Genomic DNA, 20,206 nt, shown 5'->3' with positions numbered 1-20,206 from the left:
ATCAACAAACTAATATCGTTACTTTTTTTAAATTTCTTTTTGAATCATTTCAAAAGCTTTGTTTACCGCCTTTTTTATGACTTTTGTTCTATGGTTTCCAAAGTTAAATTCTTGAGAATATACTTTGTCTTTTGTAGCTATTGCAATAAATACTGTTCCAACTTCTGCATCAGCATCTCCTTTTGATGGTCCTGCATTTCCTGTTGTAGCAATAGCATAATCGGTATTAAACAATTGTAAAACTGAAGTTGCCATAGCTTCAGCAACCTGTGCACTAACCACAGAGTACTTCTTAATTAAAGCTTCATCAATCTTTAATACATTTATTTTAGCTTCAGTAGCATAACTTACCACGCTTCCTTTAAAATATTGTGATGCTCCTGCATTTGCAGTAAACGATTCTGCAATTTTTCCTCCTGTACAACTTTCAGCAGTTGCAATGGTTTTATTTAATTTTACTAAATGCTTACCTATAATTTCTTCTAGCAAGCCTTCATCTTCAAAGCCAACAAAAATATCTTCTATTTGTGGTAATAACTTATTAATTTCTTCTTGTATAGTGGTTTCCACCAACTCTTTATTTTGATGTTTGGCAGACAATCTTAAACGTACTCGACCTAAACTAGGTAAATAAGCCAGTTTTAAAAATTGAGGTAAGTTATCTTCCCATTCTTCAATTCTTTCTGCAAGAGTACTTTCTCCCAACCCATTAGTTAAAACCGTTTTGTGCTTTATATAAGGAAATTGAAACTGCTCTCTCAGTCTTGGCATCACTTCGTCTTTAATTAATGCCTTCATTTCAAAAGGCACACCAGGAAGCGAAACAAATACTTTTCCGTTTTTTTCCAACCACATTCCTGGAGCGCTACCATACTTATTCATTAGCACTTTAGATTTGGTAGGCACTAAGGCTTGGTCAATATTAACCTGAGATAGTGGTTTTTTTATATAATGCTCCCAAAGAAACTCGATATTTTTTCTAACTGAAAGGTCTTCGACCAATTCGTCATCAAAATATTCAGCAATAGTTTTTTTTGTAATATCGTCTTTGGTTGGTCCTAAACCACCAGTAATAATAATGATGTCTGCATTTTCTTCAGCTTCGGCTAAAGATTTTAAAATGTGTGCTCTATCATCTTGAACCGAAGTAATTTGATAGACAGACACTCCTATTTTATTTAATTGTTCAGCAATAAACGCTGAATTGGTATCAATAACCTGACCGATGAGAATCTCATCACCAATAGTAATTATTTCTGCTTGCATTATAAGTTGAAGTCCGTTTTTAACTCGGCAGTTGCATTTTCAACAGCGTTTAAAACAAGCTCTAGTTCTTTTGAAATATCGTCTCCAGTTTTTTCAAACTTTCCCCAATCTTGCACAGTTATTAAATCTTGTAAAACACCAAGTTCAAAAAGATCTACTGTTGGTTTCATTTTATGAGCTGCTTGGTAAGTAGTATAATAGTCATTATCTGCTACAGCGTTCTTTAAACGCTCAGCATCTTCTGGTACTTCTTCGAGAAAAGCTTCGGCTAATGACTTTACAAAATCTTCGTCACCACCTGCTAATTCTCTTACTCTAAATAGTTTATAATGTTGTTCCATTTATTTAACAGTTATTGAAAACATTTGTTTGTTTTCCAAAAATCCATCAAGCTTATCGTTTGCAATTACCTTGCCAACACCTGATGGAGTTCCCGTAAAGATAATATCTCCAATCTTTAAAGTAAAATATTTTGACACATATTCGATAATTTCATCAATTTTCCACAGCATCAGGTTTGTGTTGCCTTTTTGTACTACTTCGCCATTTTTTTCTAAAGTGAAGGACAAATTATTAACATCTTTAAACTGCTGTTTATCAACCCAATTACCTACTACTGCTGCTCCATCAAAGGCTTTGGCTTTCTCCCAAGGTAATCCTTTGGCTTTTAATTGCGCTTGTAAATCGCGAGCAGTAAAGTCTATTCCCAAACCTATTTGGTCATAATATTTATGTGCAAATTTTTTATCAATATACTTACCAACTTTATTAATTTTTACCAAAACTTCTACTTCATGATGCACATCGTTGGAAAAATCTGGAATAAAAAAAGGCTGTTTCTTTAAAAGAATTGCTGTATCAGGTTTTAAAAACACAACAGGATCTGTTGGTTTTTCATTTTCTAGTTCTTTTATATGGTCGGTATAATTTCGACCTATGCAAATGAGTTTCATAACATCTACCAAACCCTCTCTACAAGAGAAGGGATTTTTATTAATTAGTTTGACAAAGTTAATGTTATAGCTGGAACAGTTTTTAAATCACTTTGAAATTTATTTGAAGAATGGACTTTCCACTCTCCAGAAATATATGCTGCCATTTTGTATTTGCCTTCTTCTGCACAAATACCAGAAATTATAGGATTATGCCTTATACGTTTTTCCTTTTTTTTATTGTTTTTACCAAAATGAAATGTAACCTCCTCTTCATTAAAAGGTATGTATAACCATTCAAAAGCCACATATAATCCTTCTCTTGGAAAAATTATAGCGTAATCAGAAACATCTATATCTACAGTTTTTTGCTTCTTTTTTAAGGTAACCATTACATTTTCTTTTAGTAAATCTTTCTGCGGAAGACCATCATTTCCTATAGTGTACAAACGAAGTCTAAACTTTGCTTTATTGTTTTTAAAATTTCCAAAATGAAATCTAACAGACTTTAAGTACTCAGTATTTTCATAATGCTCTTCAAAAGGAAAATATAAGGCTAATATCCAAGGGCTTCTAAAAGATGAACTAAAGCCTTGGCACAAATCGTCTTCAGTAATTTTATTAATTTCTAAAGTTTTTTCTTCAAACTTTTTTGAAATTACAACTTCGTCTAGCTGCTCGTTTAAAGGCTGTAAAACTAGCTTTGAAACCTTTAAAAATGAAGATACTAAAAGTGTAGTGTCTTTATAACCCAACGATGACAACTTAACATTTTTACGCAAGTTATTATTCTCTATGGTAAGTGTATAATTTCCTTCTTCATCGCTTGAAGTTCCTATTTCAGACTCAAGAACACTTATATTAACATAAGGAATTGGTAAATTCGTATCACTATCAACTACTACTCCTTTTGCTAATTGCTCTTGAGATAAAACAAAAAATGGAAAAAGAAATATTAAAAACTTCATCTTATAAAAATGGGATTTCTGTCTTTCCTTAAAAGTTAGCTCAACTTATTATTAAACGCTCTTAACTTAATAGCTGTAAGCACCTTTTTGGTATACAAAGGAAAATCGGCATTTAACAACCAACCAAAATAACCTGGTTCATCATTAAGAACAGCCTCAACAGTTTTACCTTTATGTTTTCCAAAAGAAAAGCATTCTTCTCCTTTTTTATTGTAAGCAATAAAACCTGCAAAATCTGCAAACTTTTTACGAGAACTAAACTCTGCTAAAAACTTTGTATCGTTTTCTAAGTCGTCATATTTTGCAACTTGAGCTTTTAAAACTTCGTATGTAGCTAAAGTATCAGCTTCGGCACTATGCGCATCCTCTAAATTTTTATCACAGTAAAACTTATATGCAGCACTTAAAGTACGTTGTTCCATTTTATGAAAAATAGTTTGCACATCAATGGCAACCCTTCCTTTCATATCAAAATCAACATCAGCACGAAGCATTTCTTCAGCTAATAATGGAATATCAAACCTATTGGAGTTAAAACCTCCTAAATCGGCATCTTTAATAAGGTTATGTACTTCTTTAGAAATTTCTTTAAACGTTGGTGCATTGGCTACATCAGCATCTGAAATTCCATGAACTTTAGTAACTTCTGGCGGAATTGGAATTGTTGGATTGACACGCTTGGTGTAGGTTTCCTCTTTACCATCAGGATATACTTTAAGAATAGAAATTTCAACAATCCTATCGCTAGAAATATTTATTCCAGTAGTTTCTAAGTCAAAAAAACAGATAGGTTTTGTAAGATTAAGCTGCATGTTATTAATTTTTAGGCAAAGATAATGAGATAAAACAAACCTTGAGTACGGTATTTGATTTTATCAAATAATTAACCGAAATTCGTTTTAATACTCAACAAACAGTTTTGAAACGATATTTTATGATTCAAAATTGCATTTAACACATTAATTATCAAAGAAAAAGTTACACTATTTTGGTTTAGAAGAGATTTACGCTTTGAAGACAATCATGCCTTATGGAAAGCTCAACAAAGCGAATATCCTGTACTTCCTGTTTTTATTTTTGACACCAATATTATTGAAGAATTGGATGAAGCTGACTCTAGAGTTACATTTATTCATAATTTACTTACCCAACTATCCAACAGCTTAAAATCGCACTCAAAAAGTTTGTATTGCAAAGTTGGAGATCCAATTAAAGTATGGGAAGAGATTGTAAATACGTTTGATGTACAAACCGTTTTTGCTAATGAAGATTACGAACCTTATGCTATTACTAGAGATAAGAACGTTAAACAATTGCTAGCAAAACATGATGTTAACTTTACCTTATTAAAAGACCAGGTTATTTTTGAAAAAAATGAAGTATTAAAAGCCGACAATACACCTTACACTGTTTACACACCTTACAAAAACAAGTGGCTTGAAAATTTTAATACTAAACATTTAAATTCTTACGCTTCAAACTCTGAAACTAATTTTTTAGATTCTGATTTTAAACTACCATCGCTATCTGAATTAGGTTTTAAACGTTCTTCTATTACAGTTAAAGACTACGATTTAGAATCTCTAGAAGATTATAAAAAAGTAAGAGATTTTCCAGCTTTAGACCAAACGAGCCATTTATCACCTCATTTAAGATTTGGCACTATTAGTATTAGAAAGGTTATTAAAAAAACATTAAAACATCAAGCCTTTTTAAACGAACTCATATGGCGTGAATTTTTCATGCAAATTCTTTTTCACTTTCCTAAAGTTGTGGACTCAAACTTTAAAAGCAAGTATGATAACATAAAATGGAGAAACAATACTGAAGAATTTGAAAAGTGGAAAAAAGGACAAACAGGTTACCCAATGGTTGATGCTGGCATGAGAGAATTGAACGCTACAGGCTACATGCACAATCGAGTTAGAATGGTTGTTGCCGGTTTTTTATGTAAACATTTATTAATTGACTGGAAATGGGGAGAAGCCTATTTTGCTGAAAAGCTATTAGATTATGAACTGTCTTCAAACAATGGCAATTGGCAATGGGCTGCAGGAACTGGTTGTGATGCTGCTCCATACTTTAGAGTATTTAATCCCACAACACAAATAAAGAAATTTGACCCTAAATTAACTTATATCAATTCGTGGATTCCAGAACTAAACTCTTTAGAATATCCTCCACCAATGGTAGAACATAAAGACGCTAGAGAACGTGCTATTGAAACCTACAAAGTAGGACTAAATAACACTTAAGACATAAAAAAAGCACAATCTAGGATTGTGCTTTTTTTATATGATTTATAGAATTTTAAATTTCTCTGTTAGAATCCCAAGCTTCAAGATAATCTTTTACAGCCTTAACAAATTGTCCTCCTAACGCTCCATTTACAACTCTATGGTCATAAGAGTGCGATAGGAACATTTTATAACGAATTCCAATAAAATCACCTTCAGGAGTTTCAACAACTGCAGGTACTTTTCGGATAGCTCCTAGTGCTAAAATACCTACTTGAGGTTGATTAATTATTGGTGTTCCCATAATACTACCAAAGGTTCCTACATTAGTTACAGTATAGGTTCCTCCTTGTATATCGTCTGGTTTTAATTTATTATCTCTTGCTCTAGTTGCTAAGTCATTTACTTTTTTGGTCATACCAACCAAGTTAAGTTGGTCTGCATCTTTTATAACTGGCACAATAAGGTTTCCATCTGGTAATGCAGCTGCCATACCTAAATTGATATGTTTTTTCTTAATGATGCTATCGCCTTGAACTGAAATATTCATCATAGGAAAATCTCTTAATGCTTTAGCCACAGCTTCCATAAAAATTGGTGTAAAGGTTAGATTTTCACCTTCTCTCTTTAGGAAAGCATCTTTCACCTTTTTTCTCCAGTTCCATATTTTAGTAACATCAGCTTCAATAAAACTTTGCACGTGAGCAGAAGTTTGTACTGACTCCACCATATGATGTGCAATTAATTTGCCCATTCTAGTCATTTCAATAATCTCATCGTCTCCACTACTTACTACTGGAGCAGCTTTTGGTTGTGCAACTCCATTGTTTTGCGTTGGAGCTACTTTAGCTACTTCTTGAACAGGTTTAGGTTGTGAGTCTCTATTTTCAATATAAGATAACATATCACTTTTGGTGACACGTCCTTCTTTTCCTGTACCAGGAATAGCATCTAATTCTGCTTGACTAATACCTTCTTGTTTTGCCATATTTTTTACTAATGGCGAATAAAAACGGTCTCCAGAAGATACTACAGGAGCTACAGTTTCTTTAGCAACCTCAACGGTTTTTGCAACTTCAGCAACTGCTACTTGTTCAGCTGCCTCTTCTTTAACAGGCTCAGTAGTTACAGCAGGAGCCTCAGCTGAAACTTCTCCTTCAGTTTCAATAATAGCAATAGTTTGACCAACTTGCACAACATCATCAGCATTGAAAAGTTTTTCTACTAAAACACCATCTACTTCACTTGGAACTTCACTATCCACTTTATCTGTAGCAATTTCAAGAACAGCCTCATCAGCCTCAATAGTATCACCAACTTCTTTTAACCAAGATGTTATTGTTGCTTCTGCTACGCTTTCTCCCATCTTAGGGAGTTTTAATTCAAATTTTGCCATATTAATAATGAAAAAGTGTTTTTGGGTTTTTCGTTTGCAAAATTAATAAAAAAACATCTAATCTATTGTTGTTTCTTCAATTAATCTTTTTTTAAAATGGATAACCTCACCTCTGTTTTTAGAGCTATTGCTTCCGATGATAAAATTAGCATTTTTTGGTAAAATCTTAAAAAATGCCTTATTATTAATTTCAGGATTTGAAATATGCTCAATTATAGATTTATAGGTTACAAATTCAGCATCAAAAATTATTTCGGTATACTCTTCAACCGTATCAATTGATATCACCTGTGTAATAGGTTTGTTTAAAGCTTCTTTTAAACCTCTAGGAATATCTTTAGAAACTAATGTATAACTATCTATTCTGTTCTTAGCAACTATAGGTTCAGATCGCATTAAATAAGCACCTCTAATTCCTAACCAAACCAATGAATTGAATATAAAATTGCTTTTAAAATGCTTTTTGTAAAAAATTTGCATTGCACCATAAAAACGCTTGGCATAGTTAAGGTCTTTTAATGTGCTCTCACCTTTATAATGAATAATAGTAGTGTTACCATTATAATAGTTGTCATAACCAGCTTTTAGGACTTTGTATGATAAATCCACATCTTCTCCATACATAAAATAGTCCTCATCAAACCCACCTACTTCTTTATACACCTCTTTTTTCAATATCATAAAAGCACCAACAAAAATAGGAACTTCACCTATCGCTTCTTCTCCAATTTGTGTTGCATAATACGATTGAGGTTTACCAAGCAGCTTTTTAAGCGCTACATTGGGTTTTGGGATGTTTCGCTTGCTTTCTGGTAAAAAGTGACCTGTACCATCTACTAACCTGCAACCTAAAACACCTAAGTTTTCAATGCCATTAGCAAACTCTAAAAGTATCTTAAATGTGTCTTCAGCAACAATCGTATCTGGATTTAAAATACATAAGTACTCTCCTTTGGCTTGTGATACACCAATATTATTTCCTTTGGAAAATCCTGAATTTTCTTTATTCTCTATTAAAACAACATCAGGAAAATGCGTTTTTACCATATCACAACTTCTATCACTAGAGTTGTTATCTACTACAATTATTTCAGCTTCAATACCATCAATAGCTTTTTGAACACTTTTTAAACAGGATTCTAAAAAGTATTGCACATTATAGTTTAATATGACAACTGATAATTTCAATATAACTTTACGATTTTAAAGAGGTTTCAAAAGGAATTCTGTTAATGATACTTCTACCTAAGGTGATTTCGTCAGTATATTCTAACTCATTACCTACCGAAATACCTCTAGCAATAGTAGATGTAGTGATATTAAACTCCTGTATTTGCTTATAAATATAGAAATTAGTGGTATCGCCTTCCATAGTTGAACCTAAGGCAAAAATAAGCTCTTTGATTTTTCCTTCTCTAGCTTTTTGAACCAATGGTTCAATGTTTAAATCGTTAGGACCAACACCATCCATAGGAGAAATTTTGCCTCCAAGCACATGATACAATCCTTTAAAAGAACTTGTGTTTTCAATTGCCATTACATCCCTAATATCTTCAACTACACAAATAACATCTTCTACTCTATTAGGGTTTGAGCAAATTTCGCACAAATCGGTATCGCTAATATTATTACAGTTTTTACAAAACTTAATATCATTACGCATAGTGCTTAATGCTTCGGCTAACTGTAATGTATTTTCTTTTGGCTGTCCCAATAAATGCAGTACTAAACGTAACGCAGTACGCTTACCAACACCTGGTAATTGAGACATTTCATCAACAGCTTTTTCTAATAATTTTGAAGAAAATTCCATACAAGCAAAGGTACTACAATTTATGAGTTTATTACTTACAAAAAACCCAATACTCTTTTTACAGTATTGGGTTTTTATAATGTTTTATAAAGCTTTATTCTATAATAAGCTTTTTAGTTACCACTCCATTTAAGGTGTTTACTTTAACAAAATAAAGACCAGAAGCGTATTGAGCAACATCTATTGTGTAAGTATCTAAAAGATTTTCATCCTTAGCATAGTACATTAATTTACCAATAGAGTTATAGATTCTTATTGACACGTCATCTCCTTTATCCCAACTTAGATTAATTTGAGTTTTTGCTGGGTTAGGGTACATATTTAACGATTGTAAATCAAACTCACTAACACTTAAGCTAGCATCATACAAATTAGATCTCCACACACCTCTACCGTAAGTAGCTGCATAAATTTTGTTTTCAACTGTATTTATTTCAAGCTCGCTAATAATTACATTAGGTAAGTTATTGCTAAATGGCTGCCAGCTATTTCCTGTAGTATTATCAATATAATATACACCATAGTTCATCCCTAAGTATAAACCATCCTCACCATTGTCATGCCAGGTTAAAGCCTGAGCGCTAAAGTTAGGTAAATCAAATCCATAAGGTGTCCAAGTTATTCCTCCATTTGAAGACACATATACTTTTTGAGTAGATGTTGTAGCTATTGCTACTTTATTTGGATCTGTTGGATGAATTGCTATCGAATTTACAGAACCCGAAAACCCAGAGAGCTGCGACCAACTATTAACAATACCTACAAAAGTATTTTTATATAAGTTTCCATTTATTGACAAGTACATGTAGCTACTATTTGAAGGCGCTACTTTTAAATTGTCTATGTTGGCACCAAAATTTTGCGACACTGAAGTCCAACTTGTACCTCCATTAGTAGACATATAAACCTCGTCAAAAGCAATATAAATAGTATTTTGAACAAGTGGATCTTGCTCAAAAGGCACAACCCAATTGTAAAAGTTTTGACCTCCTTTTCCGTCAGGCTTAACTAAATTAGATATGTTTGATCCTCCATTAATAGTTTTGTATGTAGTACCATATTGAGAAGTACCATACATTATATTGCTATTATTCTTATCAACAAACGACTCCATTCCATCTGCGCCTAACCAATCAATCCAATCTCCATTAGCCAAATACGCTGATGTTCCATTATCTTGAGACCCTCCACTAATAATTACAGGATCAGACTGCGTAATACCAAACTTATAAAACTGCTTGATACTCATTCCAGCAGATAAATCAGTATAAAAATTTGCTGTTAATGCTGAAGAAGGGTTATTAGCAACATAAATACCTCCATCAGTTCCTGCATATAACTTATCACCTACAAACTCCAAAATATCTACATCAGCATGACAATACCCAATCCCCTGTGCTGCAGCATTCTGTGGAACCCATTGAGAAGAAATATTGAATGAAACACCTCCATCTAAAGATCGCCACGTATTAATACCAGCAATATGCACTTCATTTACATCTGCTGGATTAACTGTTATATCCATATCTCTAGGTGCTTGACCAGCACCAACATCGCTTGGATCTTCAGGGTCAGAGCTATATCCAAAATAATTTTTACCATCGTGGTCTAACTCACTAAAAGTAACAGCACTATCTGTCGATTTGTACAAGCTTCCGAATGCACTTCCACTGGCTTCAATAACATATACTGTTGAAGGACTATTAGCTGAAACACCTATCATCTTAGGTCCATTTGAAAATACACCTGTAATTTCAGAAAAGTTAGTTCCTCCATCTGTTGACACAAATACACCTTGCCCTGAAGCATAAATGGTATTAGAATCTCCTGGTTTAAACTCAACATCATAACCATTTGTTGCAGACTCGTTTATTAATGTCCAGTTAGCTCCAGCATTTGAAGATTTAAAAATACCTCCACTTTGCACACTGCAATACATTTTGTTAGAATTTGCAGGATCAATAATGATTTTATTTACACTTCCATTTCCAGTATCAGACCAGAAATTCCATGTAGCTCCTGCATCAGTAGACTTAAATATATTTCCGCTTGTGGTTCCCCAATAATATGTTGATGAATCATTAGGATCTATTGCTAATGCATATACATATAAATTCGACATATTGTCTGTTAATACCTCCCAAGTAGCGCCTCCATCAAGAGTTTTCCATACACCTCCAGAGTTTGCTCCTGCAATAATATGACTAGAGTTTGAAGCATCTACAGCAATAGATGTTACTCTTCCTACTCCTGGATTCCATCCACTTGTTTGGTTCCAATTTGTTGGTCCTAATTGCTCCCAAGTACCAACAGTAGTTCTTGCTAATCCTGAATTTTGATTAATATAATTATTGTAGTTTTCAAGTTCTTCAAAATAAAACTCAGGCGTTTTAAGCATTCCGTTTTCATCCATATTTCTCAAGGCTTGGTATTCCCATCTTTTGTAAGGTTTGTAACCTTTGCCTTGTCCAGTTCCTTCAATTGCAAAATAAGCTTCAGCCTCAGCTATGATTTCTTCTACAGTGTAGGTACCTGCATCCATCATTCTTTTATATTCTTGAGACCAAGATGTCATCATGAATAATGAGAAAACTAAAGAAATGTAAATTTTTTTCATTTTAATTTAGTTAATATTGTGTTTTATTAAATTTTTCAAAAATAGTATTTTAAAAACAATAGTATTGTTAATATTTCATTTTTATGTCTCCTAGTTCAATAGCGCTACTTATCATTGGTTACTTTGTCGTATTAATTTTAATTTCTTACTTCACAAGTAAAGAAGATTCTAACGAAGCGTTCTTTAAAGCCAATAAATCTGCTCCTTGGTACCTTGTTGCTTTTGGAATGATTGGAGCTTCGCTTTCGGGAGTTACTTTTATTTCGGTTCCTGGAGCTGTAGAGAGTAAGCAGTTTGGATATTTACAAGTTGTTTTTGGGTATTTGTTTGGCTACCTAGTAATTGCCTATGTACTACTACCTATTTACTACAGGCTAAACCTAACTTCAATTTACACCTATTTAAGAGATAGATTTGGAAACACGAGTTATAAAACTGGTTCTGTTGCTTTTTTAATTTCAAGAACTGTTGGTGCTGCATTTCGTTTATTTTTAGTGGCAAAAGTGCTACAACTACTAATTTTTAATCAGTTTGAAATTCCTTTTTTTATAACGGTTATCATCACTATTGCGCTTATTTGGCTCTATACTTTTAAAGGCGGAATTAAAACCATCATATTTACTGATACGCTTCAAACACTTTTTATGTTGGTTTCAGTAATTGTTACTATTGTGTTTTTAGCATCTGCACTAGACTTAAATAATGTTTCTGATATTTATAGCAATGTAAAGGAAAGTTCAATGAGTAAAGTATTCTTTTTTGAAGATGCAAATGATGCTCAATATTTCGTTAAAAGCTTTTTGGCAGGTATGTTCATAACTATTACCATGACTGGACTTGACCAAGATATGATGCAAAAAAACCTAACCTGTAAAAACCTAAAAGAAGCTCAAAAAAACATGGTAAGCTTTAGTGTGGTTTTAATTTTTGTAAACATTCTCTTTTTAGTACTAGGTCTTTTACTTACCCAATATGCACAACAAAATGGTATTACTGCAAACAAAGACGACCTTTTTCCAACCATAGCTATGCTACCTGAAATAGGAGTCATAACTTCAGCATTTTTTATTCTTGGTTTAATCGCTGCTGCTTACTCTAGTGCAGACTCAGCGCTTACTTCACTAACGACTTCGTTTTGCATTGATATTATTGAGCTAGACAAAAAGCCAAAAGAACAACAAAAGAAAATTAGAAAAACAGTACATATTTTCACAAGTATAGTTTTAGTACTTGTAATTATACTTTTTGATTTAATTTTTAAAGATGTTTCTGTTATCTGGGAATTATTTAAAGCTGCTGGTTACACTTATGGACCATTACTTGGGTTGTTTGCTTTTGGTATTCTAACCAAATCTCAAATAAAAGACAAATATGTATGGATTATTGCTATAATTGCTCCTATTGTATCTTATCTTTTAAACGCCTATTCCGAAACTTTATTCAACGGTTATCAAATTGGCTTTGAAATCCTTATTATAAATGGGTTACTAACCTATTTAGGATTAATATTGATTCGTAGACAAAAGCACTAAAGTACAAGACGCTTCATGAGGAATATTGTTTTTATCTAATAATTTATAAAACTCATCGTTTTCTGTTCCTGGGTTAAAAATAACTCGCTCAGGTTTAAGCCCAATAATATAATCATAATATTCTTTTTGAACCGTTGGGTTAAGATAAAGTGTAACAGTATTTAAATCTTTATAAGGTAATAATTCAGTATCAATTTCAACTCCTGAAATCGTCCCGCTTTTGCTTCCATAAGCTACTACTTCATGTTTATTATTCACTAATCGTTCTACAGCATAGTTTGAATATCTATTAGGCTTAATAGAGGCTCCAAATACTAAGGTTTTTTTGCTCATATGTTAAAATGTTGTTAAGTAGTGTTAAAAAGAGTAACACAAAATTCATAAAGGCGTCTATCAAATACAATCGTAAAAAAACAAAACTAATCAATCAATCAAAAAATGAAAAAGTTATTATTGCTTTGTCTATTTGCTTTTACCCTATCTCTAAGTGCAAATGCTACATTAGCTAACACTGAAAAAGATGGAACCGTGACCGGAAAAGTATTAGACGTAAACCTCAACCAACCCTTACCTTACGTAAACATTATTATTAAAAATGCTGCTGGTACAACTATTACCGGTGGGATTACTGATGATCAAGGTAATTTTGAAATTAAAAACATACCTGAAGGTAAAAGTTTTTTAAGCGCTCAATACATTGGTTACAAAACAGTAACCAAAGAAATAATTGTCAATAAAGGCAGTTACAGAATTGACCTTGGTAATATTATGCTTGAAGAAGATATTGCAAGCCTTGACGAAGTAACTGTTGTAGCAGAAGTATCTTCAATTCAACAAAAAGTTGACAGAAAAGTCATTACCATTGGTAAAGACCTTACTACCACTGGAGCGACTGCTTCAGAAATCATGAACAATCTTCCTGCAGTAAGTGTTGACAGCCAAAACGGAAACATTAGTTTGCGTGGTAATGAAAATGTACGTGTACTTGTAGACGGTAAACCAACCAATGTACCTGCAGCTCAATTATTAAAACAAATTCCTTCTACATCAATTAAAAGTGTTGAGTTAATTACAAACCCATCAGCTAAATACAATCCTGAAGGAATGAGTGGTATTATCAACATCATTCTTCATAAAAACACAAACATTGGTTTTAATGGTAATGTAAACATAGGTTTCGCTAAAGAAATCAGTCCTAACTTCAACAGTTCAATTGATATGAACTACAGAAATGGAAAGCTTAACTTTTACGGAAACTACGGTAACAATATTGGGAAAAGTACTAACTACGGAATGATAGAGCGATTTGACAACAATACTGAGCAATTGTTCGATTTTGGTAACAACAACAAATCACACCTTTATAAAATTGGAGTAGATTACTATATTAACGATCGCAATACACTTTCATTTTACACCAATCAAAACATATATGATGGAAAAGGTAATGGAACTACTGATGTGTTATATTTAAATAATGATTTTCCTGATTTCCGTCAGGTGTTCAATAACTCAAATGAAAATAACACTTCAACCTACAATGGAGCTTATAAACACGACTTCAAAAAAGAAGGTCATAATATAAGTTTAGAAGCTGACTATAGTACGTTTGACAGTGATGAGTTTGCTAACTTCGCGTTTAATGACAACACTGGTTATATTGATGTTGTTGATAACAAAAGAGACAATACTGTTATAAATTTAGACTATGTTAATCCTTTATCTGAAAAGGCTAAACTAGAAATTGGTGCAGAATACAGATCTAATAACTCTGATAATATTTACGATACTACAAATGCTAATTTATTCGATTCTAATTATGAATACAATAGAAGCATATATTCGTTTTACACCACTTATGGTAAAACGTTCGAAAAATGGTCTTACCAAGTTGGAGCGCGTTTAGAGCAGTATGAAGTTGAAGCTAACTTTGCTCAAGACACTCAAGACAATGCCAAATTTACTGATGAGCAATTCAGTATTTACCCATCGGTATTTGCGACCTATAATCTTTCAGAAAAAAACACATTACAATTTAGTTATAGTAGACGTGTTGATCGTCCTGGTTTAGGACAAATCAACCCAATTAGAGAATGGAGTACACCTCGAGTAACTTCAATTGGTAATCCTGAATTAAGACAACAGTTCACCAATTCATTTGAAATCAACTACACTAAAATCATAAAAGGTGGTAGCATAACTGCTGGTACATTTTACAGAAATATTGAAGATGAAATTAACAGAGCTGTTTATATAGATCCAGAAGATCCAACAGGAGAAAGCGTAATATTAACTTACGATAACTTTGACAACAATTCAGCTTATGGTGTTGAAGCCTCTACAAACTACAGACCAACAAAATGGTGGAGTTTAAATGCAAGTGCTGAGTTTTATTACAGAACTGTAAGAGGTGTTGTAGAACAAGAAAACGTTGATGTAGACAACTCTACTTTTAACTTTAGAATGAATAACAACTTTAAAGTTACTAAAAGTTTGAATTTATCTCTTTTCGGAATGTATAGAGGGCAAGAAAAAGGGCTTCAAAACACAAGAAAACCAATGACATTAGTTAACACAGGTTTACGCTACACGTTCCTTGAGGACAAGGCAACTTTTAGTTTTAGCTACAGTGATATTTTCAACTCAATGAAATTTGCTTTTGATGGTACAAGACCTTTTCCTACTGAAGGCGAATTTAACTGGGAAAGTAACCAATGGCGCATAGGATTATCTTACCGATTTGGTGGTGGAAAATACAGAGCGTTAAGCAGAAAACAAAGAGATGATAATGAAACCCAAGGAAGTGGTGGTTTCATGTAAAAATATTTGATAGCCAGCGTAATAGTTGATGGTTAGTGTTAATGCTTGGTTATTGAATAAGAAAACCCGGAACATTTTTGTTTCGGGTTTTTACTTTTTATAAAGTTAATAAAATGTTATTCTTCATTATTTATGAAGGATAAATCACCAAAAAGTCATTTTTTTGCAGTCATAATGTAATCGACAAGTTTAAGTTAATTTGAATTAGCCTTCATAAATTATAAAAAGCTTGAAAACAACACATTATACACAAAAGCTCAAAGTGAAAACTTTGGGCTTTTTTTCTTTAAAAATTTATTAAAAACTGTAATACATACGCAATTAACTCGTCTATTATATAACTAGCTACTTTCTTAAAGAATTTAGATTAATTTGAATTAGCCTTCATCAATCAAAATTCAAAAAATAGTAGTAAGTGTTAAACTTAAAACCCAAGGTTATTGCTTTGGGTTTTTTAATTTTTGTTAATTGATAGTTAAAAGTGTTAACGAATGAAATAAATTTTAATTTTCTACGTCTAAGATGTAGTGATAAGTTTTAAAGTTAATCAATTAAAATATCACTGTTTTATAGTTTAGTGTTAGTAAGTTGGTTAATAGCGAAAAAACCCGAAACGTTTTAAAGTTTCGGGTTTTTTTATGGTTATAACTTTTACTTTTTTATTGAGCCTTTACCACTTTATAATAGCGCTTCCCCAAGTAAATCCACTTCCAAAGGCAGCAAGAACCACAGTATCGCCTTCTTTTATTTTTCCTTGTTCCCAAGCTTCAGTTAAAGCAATAGGAATAGAAGCTGCTGTTGTGTTTCCGTATTTTTGAATATTATTAAAAACCTGGTCGTCTTCCAATTGAAACTTCTTTTGAATAAACTGCGCAATACGTAAGTTGGCTTGATGCGGAATTAACATATCAATGTCATTTACCTGCAACTTGTTTTTCATTAAGCCTTCCATAATTACTTCACTAAAACGAACTACGGCATTTTTAAATACAAACTGTCCGTTCATGTAAGGATAGTAGCTCTCATCATCAGGATTATTATCTGCTATAATATCATTTACCCAGCGTTTTCCCATTCCTGGAGCTATCAAGCTTAACTCTTCGGCATGTTCTCCTTGAGAATGCAAGTGCGTTGATAAAATACCTTTACTATTATCTTCTTCACGTGTTAAAACTGCTGCTCCTGCTCCATCTCCAAAAATTACCGAAACACCTCTTCCTCGAGTAGTTTTATCTAATCCGTGAGAATGTAATTCACTACCAATAACAAGCACGTTTTTATACATTCCTGTTTTTATGAAATTATCAGCAACCGATAACCCATAAACAAAACCAGAACATTGATTACGTACATCTAATGCGCCAACTGTTTTTATGTCTAATTCTTTTTGAACGGTAACTCCTGGTCCAGGAAAGTAATAATCTGGACTTAAAGTTGCAAAAATGATAAAATCAATGTCATCTTTATCAATTCCTGCGCGTTCTATAGCAACTTTAGCTGCTTTTACACCCATTGCAGATGTGGTATCACCACTTCCTGGTTTTACCCAACGACGCTCTTTAATTCCAGTTCGCTCTTGAATCCATTCATCACTGGTATCCATTAACTTGGTTAAATCATCATTGGTAACCACATTATCAGGCACATAATAGCCTAAACCTATTATTTTTGAATTATACATATCATAAAAATTAGCTCTGCAATTTAAATATTTCCCAATAAAACCCCTTTAAAAAAGGCATTCTATCGTTATGCGCGCATAGCATTTTCATATAGTGTCACTTTGTCACTTTTTCGTGCTTGGTATTTTTTTTGTCTTTGGAATGAACATAATTACAAATACAATAAAACACATATATTATGGCAAAAGGAAACATTAATGTATCGGTAGAAAACATCTTCCCGCTCATTAAAAAATTCTTATACAGTGACCACGAAATCTTTTTACGTGAGTTAATTAGTAATGCAACTGATGCAACTTTAAAGCTAAAGCACTTAACCAGTATTGGTGAAGCTAGCGTTGAATACGGCAATCCGCAAATTGAAGTAAAAGTTGATAAAGACGGTAAAAAACTTCACATTATTGACCAAGGATTAGGTATGACTGCTGACGAAGTTGAAAAATATATCAACCAAGTTGCTTTTTCTGGTGCCGAAGAATTTCTTGACAAGTACAAAGATTCTGCAAAAGATTCAGGAATTATAGGACATTTTGGTCTTGGGTTTTATTCAGCATTTATGGTTGCTGAAAAAGTAGAAATCATTACAAAATCTTACAAAGATGAACCAGCTGCACATTGGACTTGCGATGGTTCACCAGAATTTACACTAGAAGCTCACGATAAAACCGAAAGAGGTACTGAAATTATTCTTCATATTGCTGAAGATTCTACCGAGTTTTTAGAAGACAACCGCATAAGCGAATTACTTACAAAGTATAACAAGTTTATGCCTGTGCCAATTAAATTTGGAACAAAAACAGAGACCTTACCAAAACCTGAAGATGCAAAAGAAGATGATCCTGCACCAACAAAAGAGGTTGACAATATTATAAACAATCCAAATCCTGCTTGGACAAAGCAACCAACAGATTTAGAAGACAATGATTACAAGAGCTTCTACCGTGAGTTGTACCCAATGCAATTTGAGGAACCTTTATTTCACATTCATTTAAATGTTGACTATCCGTTTAATTTAACTGGGATTTTATATTTCCCAAAAATGACTAACGACCTCAACATCCAAAAAGATAAAATTCAACTGTATCAAAACCAAGTGTTTGTAACAGATAACGTAGAAGGTATTGTTCCAGAATTCTTAACCATGCTTCGTGGTGTTATTGATTCTCCTGATATTCCGTTAAACGTTTCTCGTAGTTACTTACAAGCCGATGGTGCTGTAAAGAAAATTTCATCTTACATTACACGTAAGGTAGCTGATAAATTAAAATCGTTATTCAATAACAACCGTGAAGATTTTGAAGCAAAATGGGACGACATTAAAATTGTGATTGAATACGGAATGCTTTCTGAAGAAAAATTCTTTGAAAAAGCTGATGCCTTTGCATTGTACCCAACCGTAGATGGTAAACACTACACGTATGACGAACTTTACAATGCTATAAAAGCAAAACAAACTGATAAAGACGACAAACTTGTTATTCTTTATGCATCAAACAAAGATGCACAACACAGCTACATTGAAGCTGCAAAAGCAAAAGGTTACGAAGTGTTATTTTTAGATTCTCCTATTGTTTCTCACTTAATGCAAAAATTAGAAACGACAAAAGAGAATATTTCGTTTGCACGTGTTGATGCTGATCATGTAGACAACTTAATTAAGAAAGATGACAACAAGATTTCAAAATTAAGTGATGATGAAAAGAAAACGCTAGACGAACTTCTTAAAGAAGTAATTCCTGCTGAAAAATTCACAGTGCAATTAGAACCTATGGATAGCGATGCTGCTCCATTTATGATTACACAACCAGAATTTATGCGTCGTATGAAGGAGATGCAACAAACTGGTGGTGGCGGTATGTTTGGTATGGGCAACATGCCAGACATGTACAACTTGGTTGTAAACACAAATCATGAATTAGTTGGTGAAATTTTAAACACCAAAACCAAGAAAAAACAAGAGCGTTTAATAAACCAAAGTTTAGATTTAGCACGTTTAAGTCAAGGGTTACTTAAAGGTGAAGAACTTACAAACTTTATTAAGCGTAGCTACGACATGATAAAGTAAACAATTTATCAAGCTGAAGTTCATTCAGTAGTTCTTATACTAAAAAAACCACTTCCTAACACGAAGTGGTTTTTTTTCATCCTAAACAAAAAGTGATGTTCCCTCACTAAAACATATCTTTTACCAATTCCTCATTTTACAACATCTTAGTCTTTGCTAGGTTTGACAGGTATAACATTAACACTTTGTATTATGAAAAACCCATTCAACTTAAGTATTAAATCACCTTGTCAAGAAAACTTTCAAAAATTTACGCCAACTGCAAAAGGTGGTTTTTGTGGTTCATGCGAAAAAGAGGTTGTTGATTTCACTAAAATGACTTCAAATGAAATTATTGCATTTTTTAAGGCAAAAGAAACTCAAAATGTATGTGGCAGATTTAACAACAATCAGTTAAAAACCTACTCACCTACTCCAAAACGAAAAAAATTAAGCTTTATAAGCGCTTTTGGTTTAGCATGTTTGTCATTATTCTCATTTGGAACTGCTCAAGCACAAAACACATCAAAAACGTCTGACAGTTCAGATAAAAACAATTCAAAAGTGCTTCAAGAATCTCAAGAAAGTAATATAACCGTTGAAGGCACAGTTACTGATGGCGAGTTGCCACTTCCTGGAGTAAACATTGTGTTGCAAGGTACCACAGTTGGAACTTCTAGCGACTTTGATGGCAACTTCACTTTTCCGCAGAAACTAAAAAAAGGAGATATTTTGGTTTTTAGCTATTTAGGAATGAAATCTCAAAAATTGGTTATTAATGATAAAAATTCTGCTTCTAGTGTAGCATTACAAGTTATGATGGAAGGTGACACTTGTATCATTATGGGAAAAGTAGCAACAAAAGAAGTTTACAAGTCTAAAAGGAATTAAACTACAAC

At 32.8% G+C, this 20,206-nt stretch carries 16 protein-coding genes; 5 read left to right on the top strand and 11 right to left on the bottom strand.

The annotated features are described in order from the left end of the window. Positions 1 to 27: 27 nt before the first annotated feature. The 5 genes from ABD011_RS06325 to ABD011_RS06305 are packed head-to-tail and all read right to left on the bottom strand — an operon-like array spanning position 28 to position 3,978. The gene (locus ABD011_RS06325; RefSeq protein ID WP_343796699.1) at positions 28 to 1,266 is read right to left on the bottom strand and encodes a competence/damage-inducible protein A; all 1,239 of its coding nucleotides are present in this window, start codon (positions 1,264 to 1,266) and stop codon (positions 28 to 30) included. Then, positions 1,266 to 1,607 (bottom strand): Hpt domain-containing protein, encoded by a 342-nt coding sequence (locus ABD011_RS06320; RefSeq protein ID WP_131505737.1) that lies wholly within the window; start codon positions 1,605 to 1,607, stop codon positions 1,266 to 1,268. The genes ABD011_RS06325 and ABD011_RS06320 overlap by 1 nt, the downstream gene beginning before the upstream one ends. Beyond that, complete coding sequence (locus ABD011_RS06315; protein ID WP_129759015.1) at positions 1,608 to 2,219, bottom strand: fumarylacetoacetate hydrolase family protein; 612 nt, start codon at positions 2,217 to 2,219, stop codon at positions 1,608 to 1,610. A 44-nt stretch (positions 2,220 to 2,263) separates the two neighbouring features. Continuing rightward, positions 2,264 to 3,166, bottom strand: coding sequence for a carboxypeptidase-like regulatory domain-containing protein (locus ABD011_RS06310; RefSeq protein WP_343796696.1), 903 nt, complete (start codon positions 3,164 to 3,166; stop codon positions 2,264 to 2,266). 35 nt (positions 3,167 to 3,201) lie between these two features. Next, a complete protein-coding gene (locus tag ABD011_RS06305) occupies positions 3,202 to 3,978 on the bottom strand; it encodes an exonuclease domain-containing protein (protein ID WP_343796695.1) in 777 nt (258 codons plus the stop codon). Positions 3,979 to 4,110: 132 nt separating this feature from the next. On the opposite strand from ABD011_RS06305, the gene ABD011_RS06300 reads away from it, so the two are divergent. Beyond that, complete coding sequence (locus ABD011_RS06300; RefSeq protein ID WP_425545552.1) at positions 4,111 to 5,421, top strand: cryptochrome/photolyase family protein; 1,311 nt, start codon at positions 4,111 to 4,113, stop codon at positions 5,419 to 5,421. A 55-nt stretch (positions 5,422 to 5,476) separates the two neighbouring features. On the opposite strand, the gene ABD011_RS06295 is transcribed toward ABD011_RS06300, so the two are convergent. From ABD011_RS06295 to ABD011_RS06280, 4 genes are all read right to left on the bottom strand, one after another. Beyond that, the gene (locus ABD011_RS06295; protein WP_343796693.1) at positions 5,477 to 6,799 is read right to left on the bottom strand and encodes a dihydrolipoamide acetyltransferase family protein; all 1,323 of its coding nucleotides are present in this window, start codon (positions 6,797 to 6,799) and stop codon (positions 5,477 to 5,479) included. 57 nt (positions 6,800 to 6,856) lie between these two features. Further along, on the bottom strand, positions 6,857 to 7,987 hold the full coding sequence (locus tag ABD011_RS06290) for a glycosyltransferase family 2 protein (RefSeq protein ID WP_343796690.1): 1,131 nt from the start codon (positions 7,985 to 7,987) through the stop codon (positions 6,857 to 6,859). Between the two features lie 7 nt (positions 7,988 to 7,994). Next, on the bottom strand, positions 7,995 to 8,612 hold the full coding sequence (recR, locus tag ABD011_RS06285) for a recombination mediator RecR (protein WP_343796689.1): 618 nt from the start codon (positions 8,610 to 8,612) through the stop codon (positions 7,995 to 7,997). A gap of 94 nt (positions 8,613 to 8,706) precedes the next feature. Continuing rightward, a complete protein-coding gene (locus ABD011_RS06280; protein ID WP_343796688.1) occupies positions 8,707 to 11,229 on the bottom strand; it encodes a T9SS type A sorting domain-containing protein in 2,523 nt (840 codons plus the stop codon). 83 nt (positions 11,230 to 11,312) lie between these two features. Between ABD011_RS06280 and ABD011_RS06275 the strand changes: the two genes are divergently transcribed. Continuing rightward, positions 11,313 to 12,761, top strand: a complete 1,449-nt coding sequence (locus ABD011_RS06275) for a sodium:solute symporter (protein ID WP_343796686.1) — start codon at positions 11,313 to 11,315, stop codon at positions 12,759 to 12,761. On the opposite strand, the gene ABD011_RS06270 is transcribed toward ABD011_RS06275, so the two are convergent. Continuing rightward, positions 12,732 to 13,094, bottom strand: coding sequence for a CoA-binding protein (locus tag ABD011_RS06270; RefSeq protein WP_343796684.1), 363 nt, complete (start codon positions 13,092 to 13,094; stop codon positions 12,732 to 12,734). The genes ABD011_RS06275 and ABD011_RS06270 overlap by 30 nt on opposite strands. Before the next feature lie 105 nt (positions 13,095 to 13,199). Between ABD011_RS06270 and ABD011_RS06265 the strand changes: the two genes are divergently transcribed. Continuing rightward, positions 13,200 to 15,581, top strand: a complete 2,382-nt coding sequence (locus tag ABD011_RS06265; RefSeq protein WP_343796682.1) for a TonB-dependent receptor — start codon at positions 13,200 to 13,202, stop codon at positions 15,579 to 15,581. Positions 15,582 to 16,251: 670 nt separating this feature from the next. Here ABD011_RS06265 and ABD011_RS06260 read toward each other — a convergent pair. Next, a complete protein-coding gene (locus ABD011_RS06260; protein WP_129759025.1) occupies positions 16,252 to 17,262 on the bottom strand; it encodes a 3-oxoacyl-ACP synthase III family protein in 1,011 nt (336 codons plus the stop codon). Between the two features lie 179 nt (positions 17,263 to 17,441). Between ABD011_RS06260 and htpG the strand changes: the two genes are divergently transcribed. Continuing rightward, positions 17,442 to 19,328 (top strand): molecular chaperone HtpG, encoded by a 1,887-nt coding sequence (htpG, locus tag ABD011_RS06255; RefSeq protein WP_343796679.1) that lies wholly within the window; start codon positions 17,442 to 17,444, stop codon positions 19,326 to 19,328. A gap of 192 nt (positions 19,329 to 19,520) precedes the next feature. After that, entirely contained in the window at positions 19,521 to 20,198 is a 678-nt protein-coding gene (locus ABD011_RS06250) for a carboxypeptidase-like regulatory domain-containing protein (RefSeq protein WP_343796677.1), read from the top strand. Positions 20,199 to 20,206 lie beyond the last annotated feature (8 nt).

Source organism: Gaetbulibacter jejuensis, assembly GCF_039524015.1.
Classification (GTDB): domain Bacteria; phylum Bacteroidota; class Bacteroidia; order Flavobacteriales; family Flavobacteriaceae; genus Gaetbulibacter_B; species Gaetbulibacter_B jejuensis.
Note: the sequence above shows the minus strand (reverse complement) of the source record. Positions and strands in the feature narration are given on the sequence as shown.

Bases quoted from the DNA above. Each gene is read 5' to 3' on its own strand.
- ABD011_RS06325 (WP_343796699.1), bottom strand. From the start codon at position 1,266: ATGCAAGCAGAAATAATTACTATTGGTGATGAGATTCTCATCGGTCAG.
- ABD011_RS06320 (WP_131505737.1), bottom strand. From the start codon at position 1,607: ATGGAACAACATTATAAACTATTTAGAGTAAGAGAATTAGCAGGTGGT.
- ABD011_RS06315 (WP_129759015.1), bottom strand. From the start codon at position 2,219: ATGAAACTCATTTGCATAGGTCGAAATTATACCGACCATATAAAAGAA.
- ABD011_RS06310 (WP_343796696.1), bottom strand. From the start codon at position 3,166: ATGAAGTTTTTAATATTTCTTTTTCCATTTTTTGTTTTATCTCAAGAG.
- ABD011_RS06305 (WP_343796695.1), bottom strand. From the start codon at position 3,978: ATGCAGCTTAATCTTACAAAACCTATCTGTTTTTTTGACTTAGAAACT.
- ABD011_RS06295 (WP_343796693.1), bottom strand. From the start codon at position 6,799: ATGGCAAAATTTGAATTAAAACTCCCTAAGATGGGAGAAAGCGTAGCA.
- recR (WP_343796689.1), bottom strand. From the start codon at position 8,612: ATGGAATTTTCTTCAAAATTATTAGAAAAAGCTGTTGATGAAATGTCT.
- ABD011_RS06280 (WP_343796688.1), bottom strand. From the start codon at position 11,229: ATGAAAAAAATTTACATTTCTTTAGTTTTCTCATTATTCATGATGACA.
- ABD011_RS06275 (WP_343796686.1), top strand. From the start codon at position 11,313: ATGTCTCCTAGTTCAATAGCGCTACTTATCATTGGTTACTTTGTCGTA.
- ABD011_RS06270 (WP_343796684.1), bottom strand. From the start codon at position 13,094: ATGAGCAAAAAAACCTTAGTATTTGGAGCCTCTATTAAGCCTAATAGA.
- ABD011_RS06265 (WP_343796682.1), top strand. From the start codon at position 13,200: ATGAAAAAGTTATTATTGCTTTGTCTATTTGCTTTTACCCTATCTCTA.
- ABD011_RS06260 (WP_129759025.1), bottom strand. From the start codon at position 17,262: ATGTATAATTCAAAAATAATAGGTTTAGGCTATTATGTGCCTGATAAT.
- htpG (WP_343796679.1), top strand. From the start codon at position 17,442: ATGGCAAAAGGAAACATTAATGTATCGGTAGAAAACATCTTCCCGCTC.
- ABD011_RS06250 (WP_343796677.1), top strand. From the start codon at position 19,521: ATGAAAAACCCATTCAACTTAAGTATTAAATCACCTTGTCAAGAAAAC.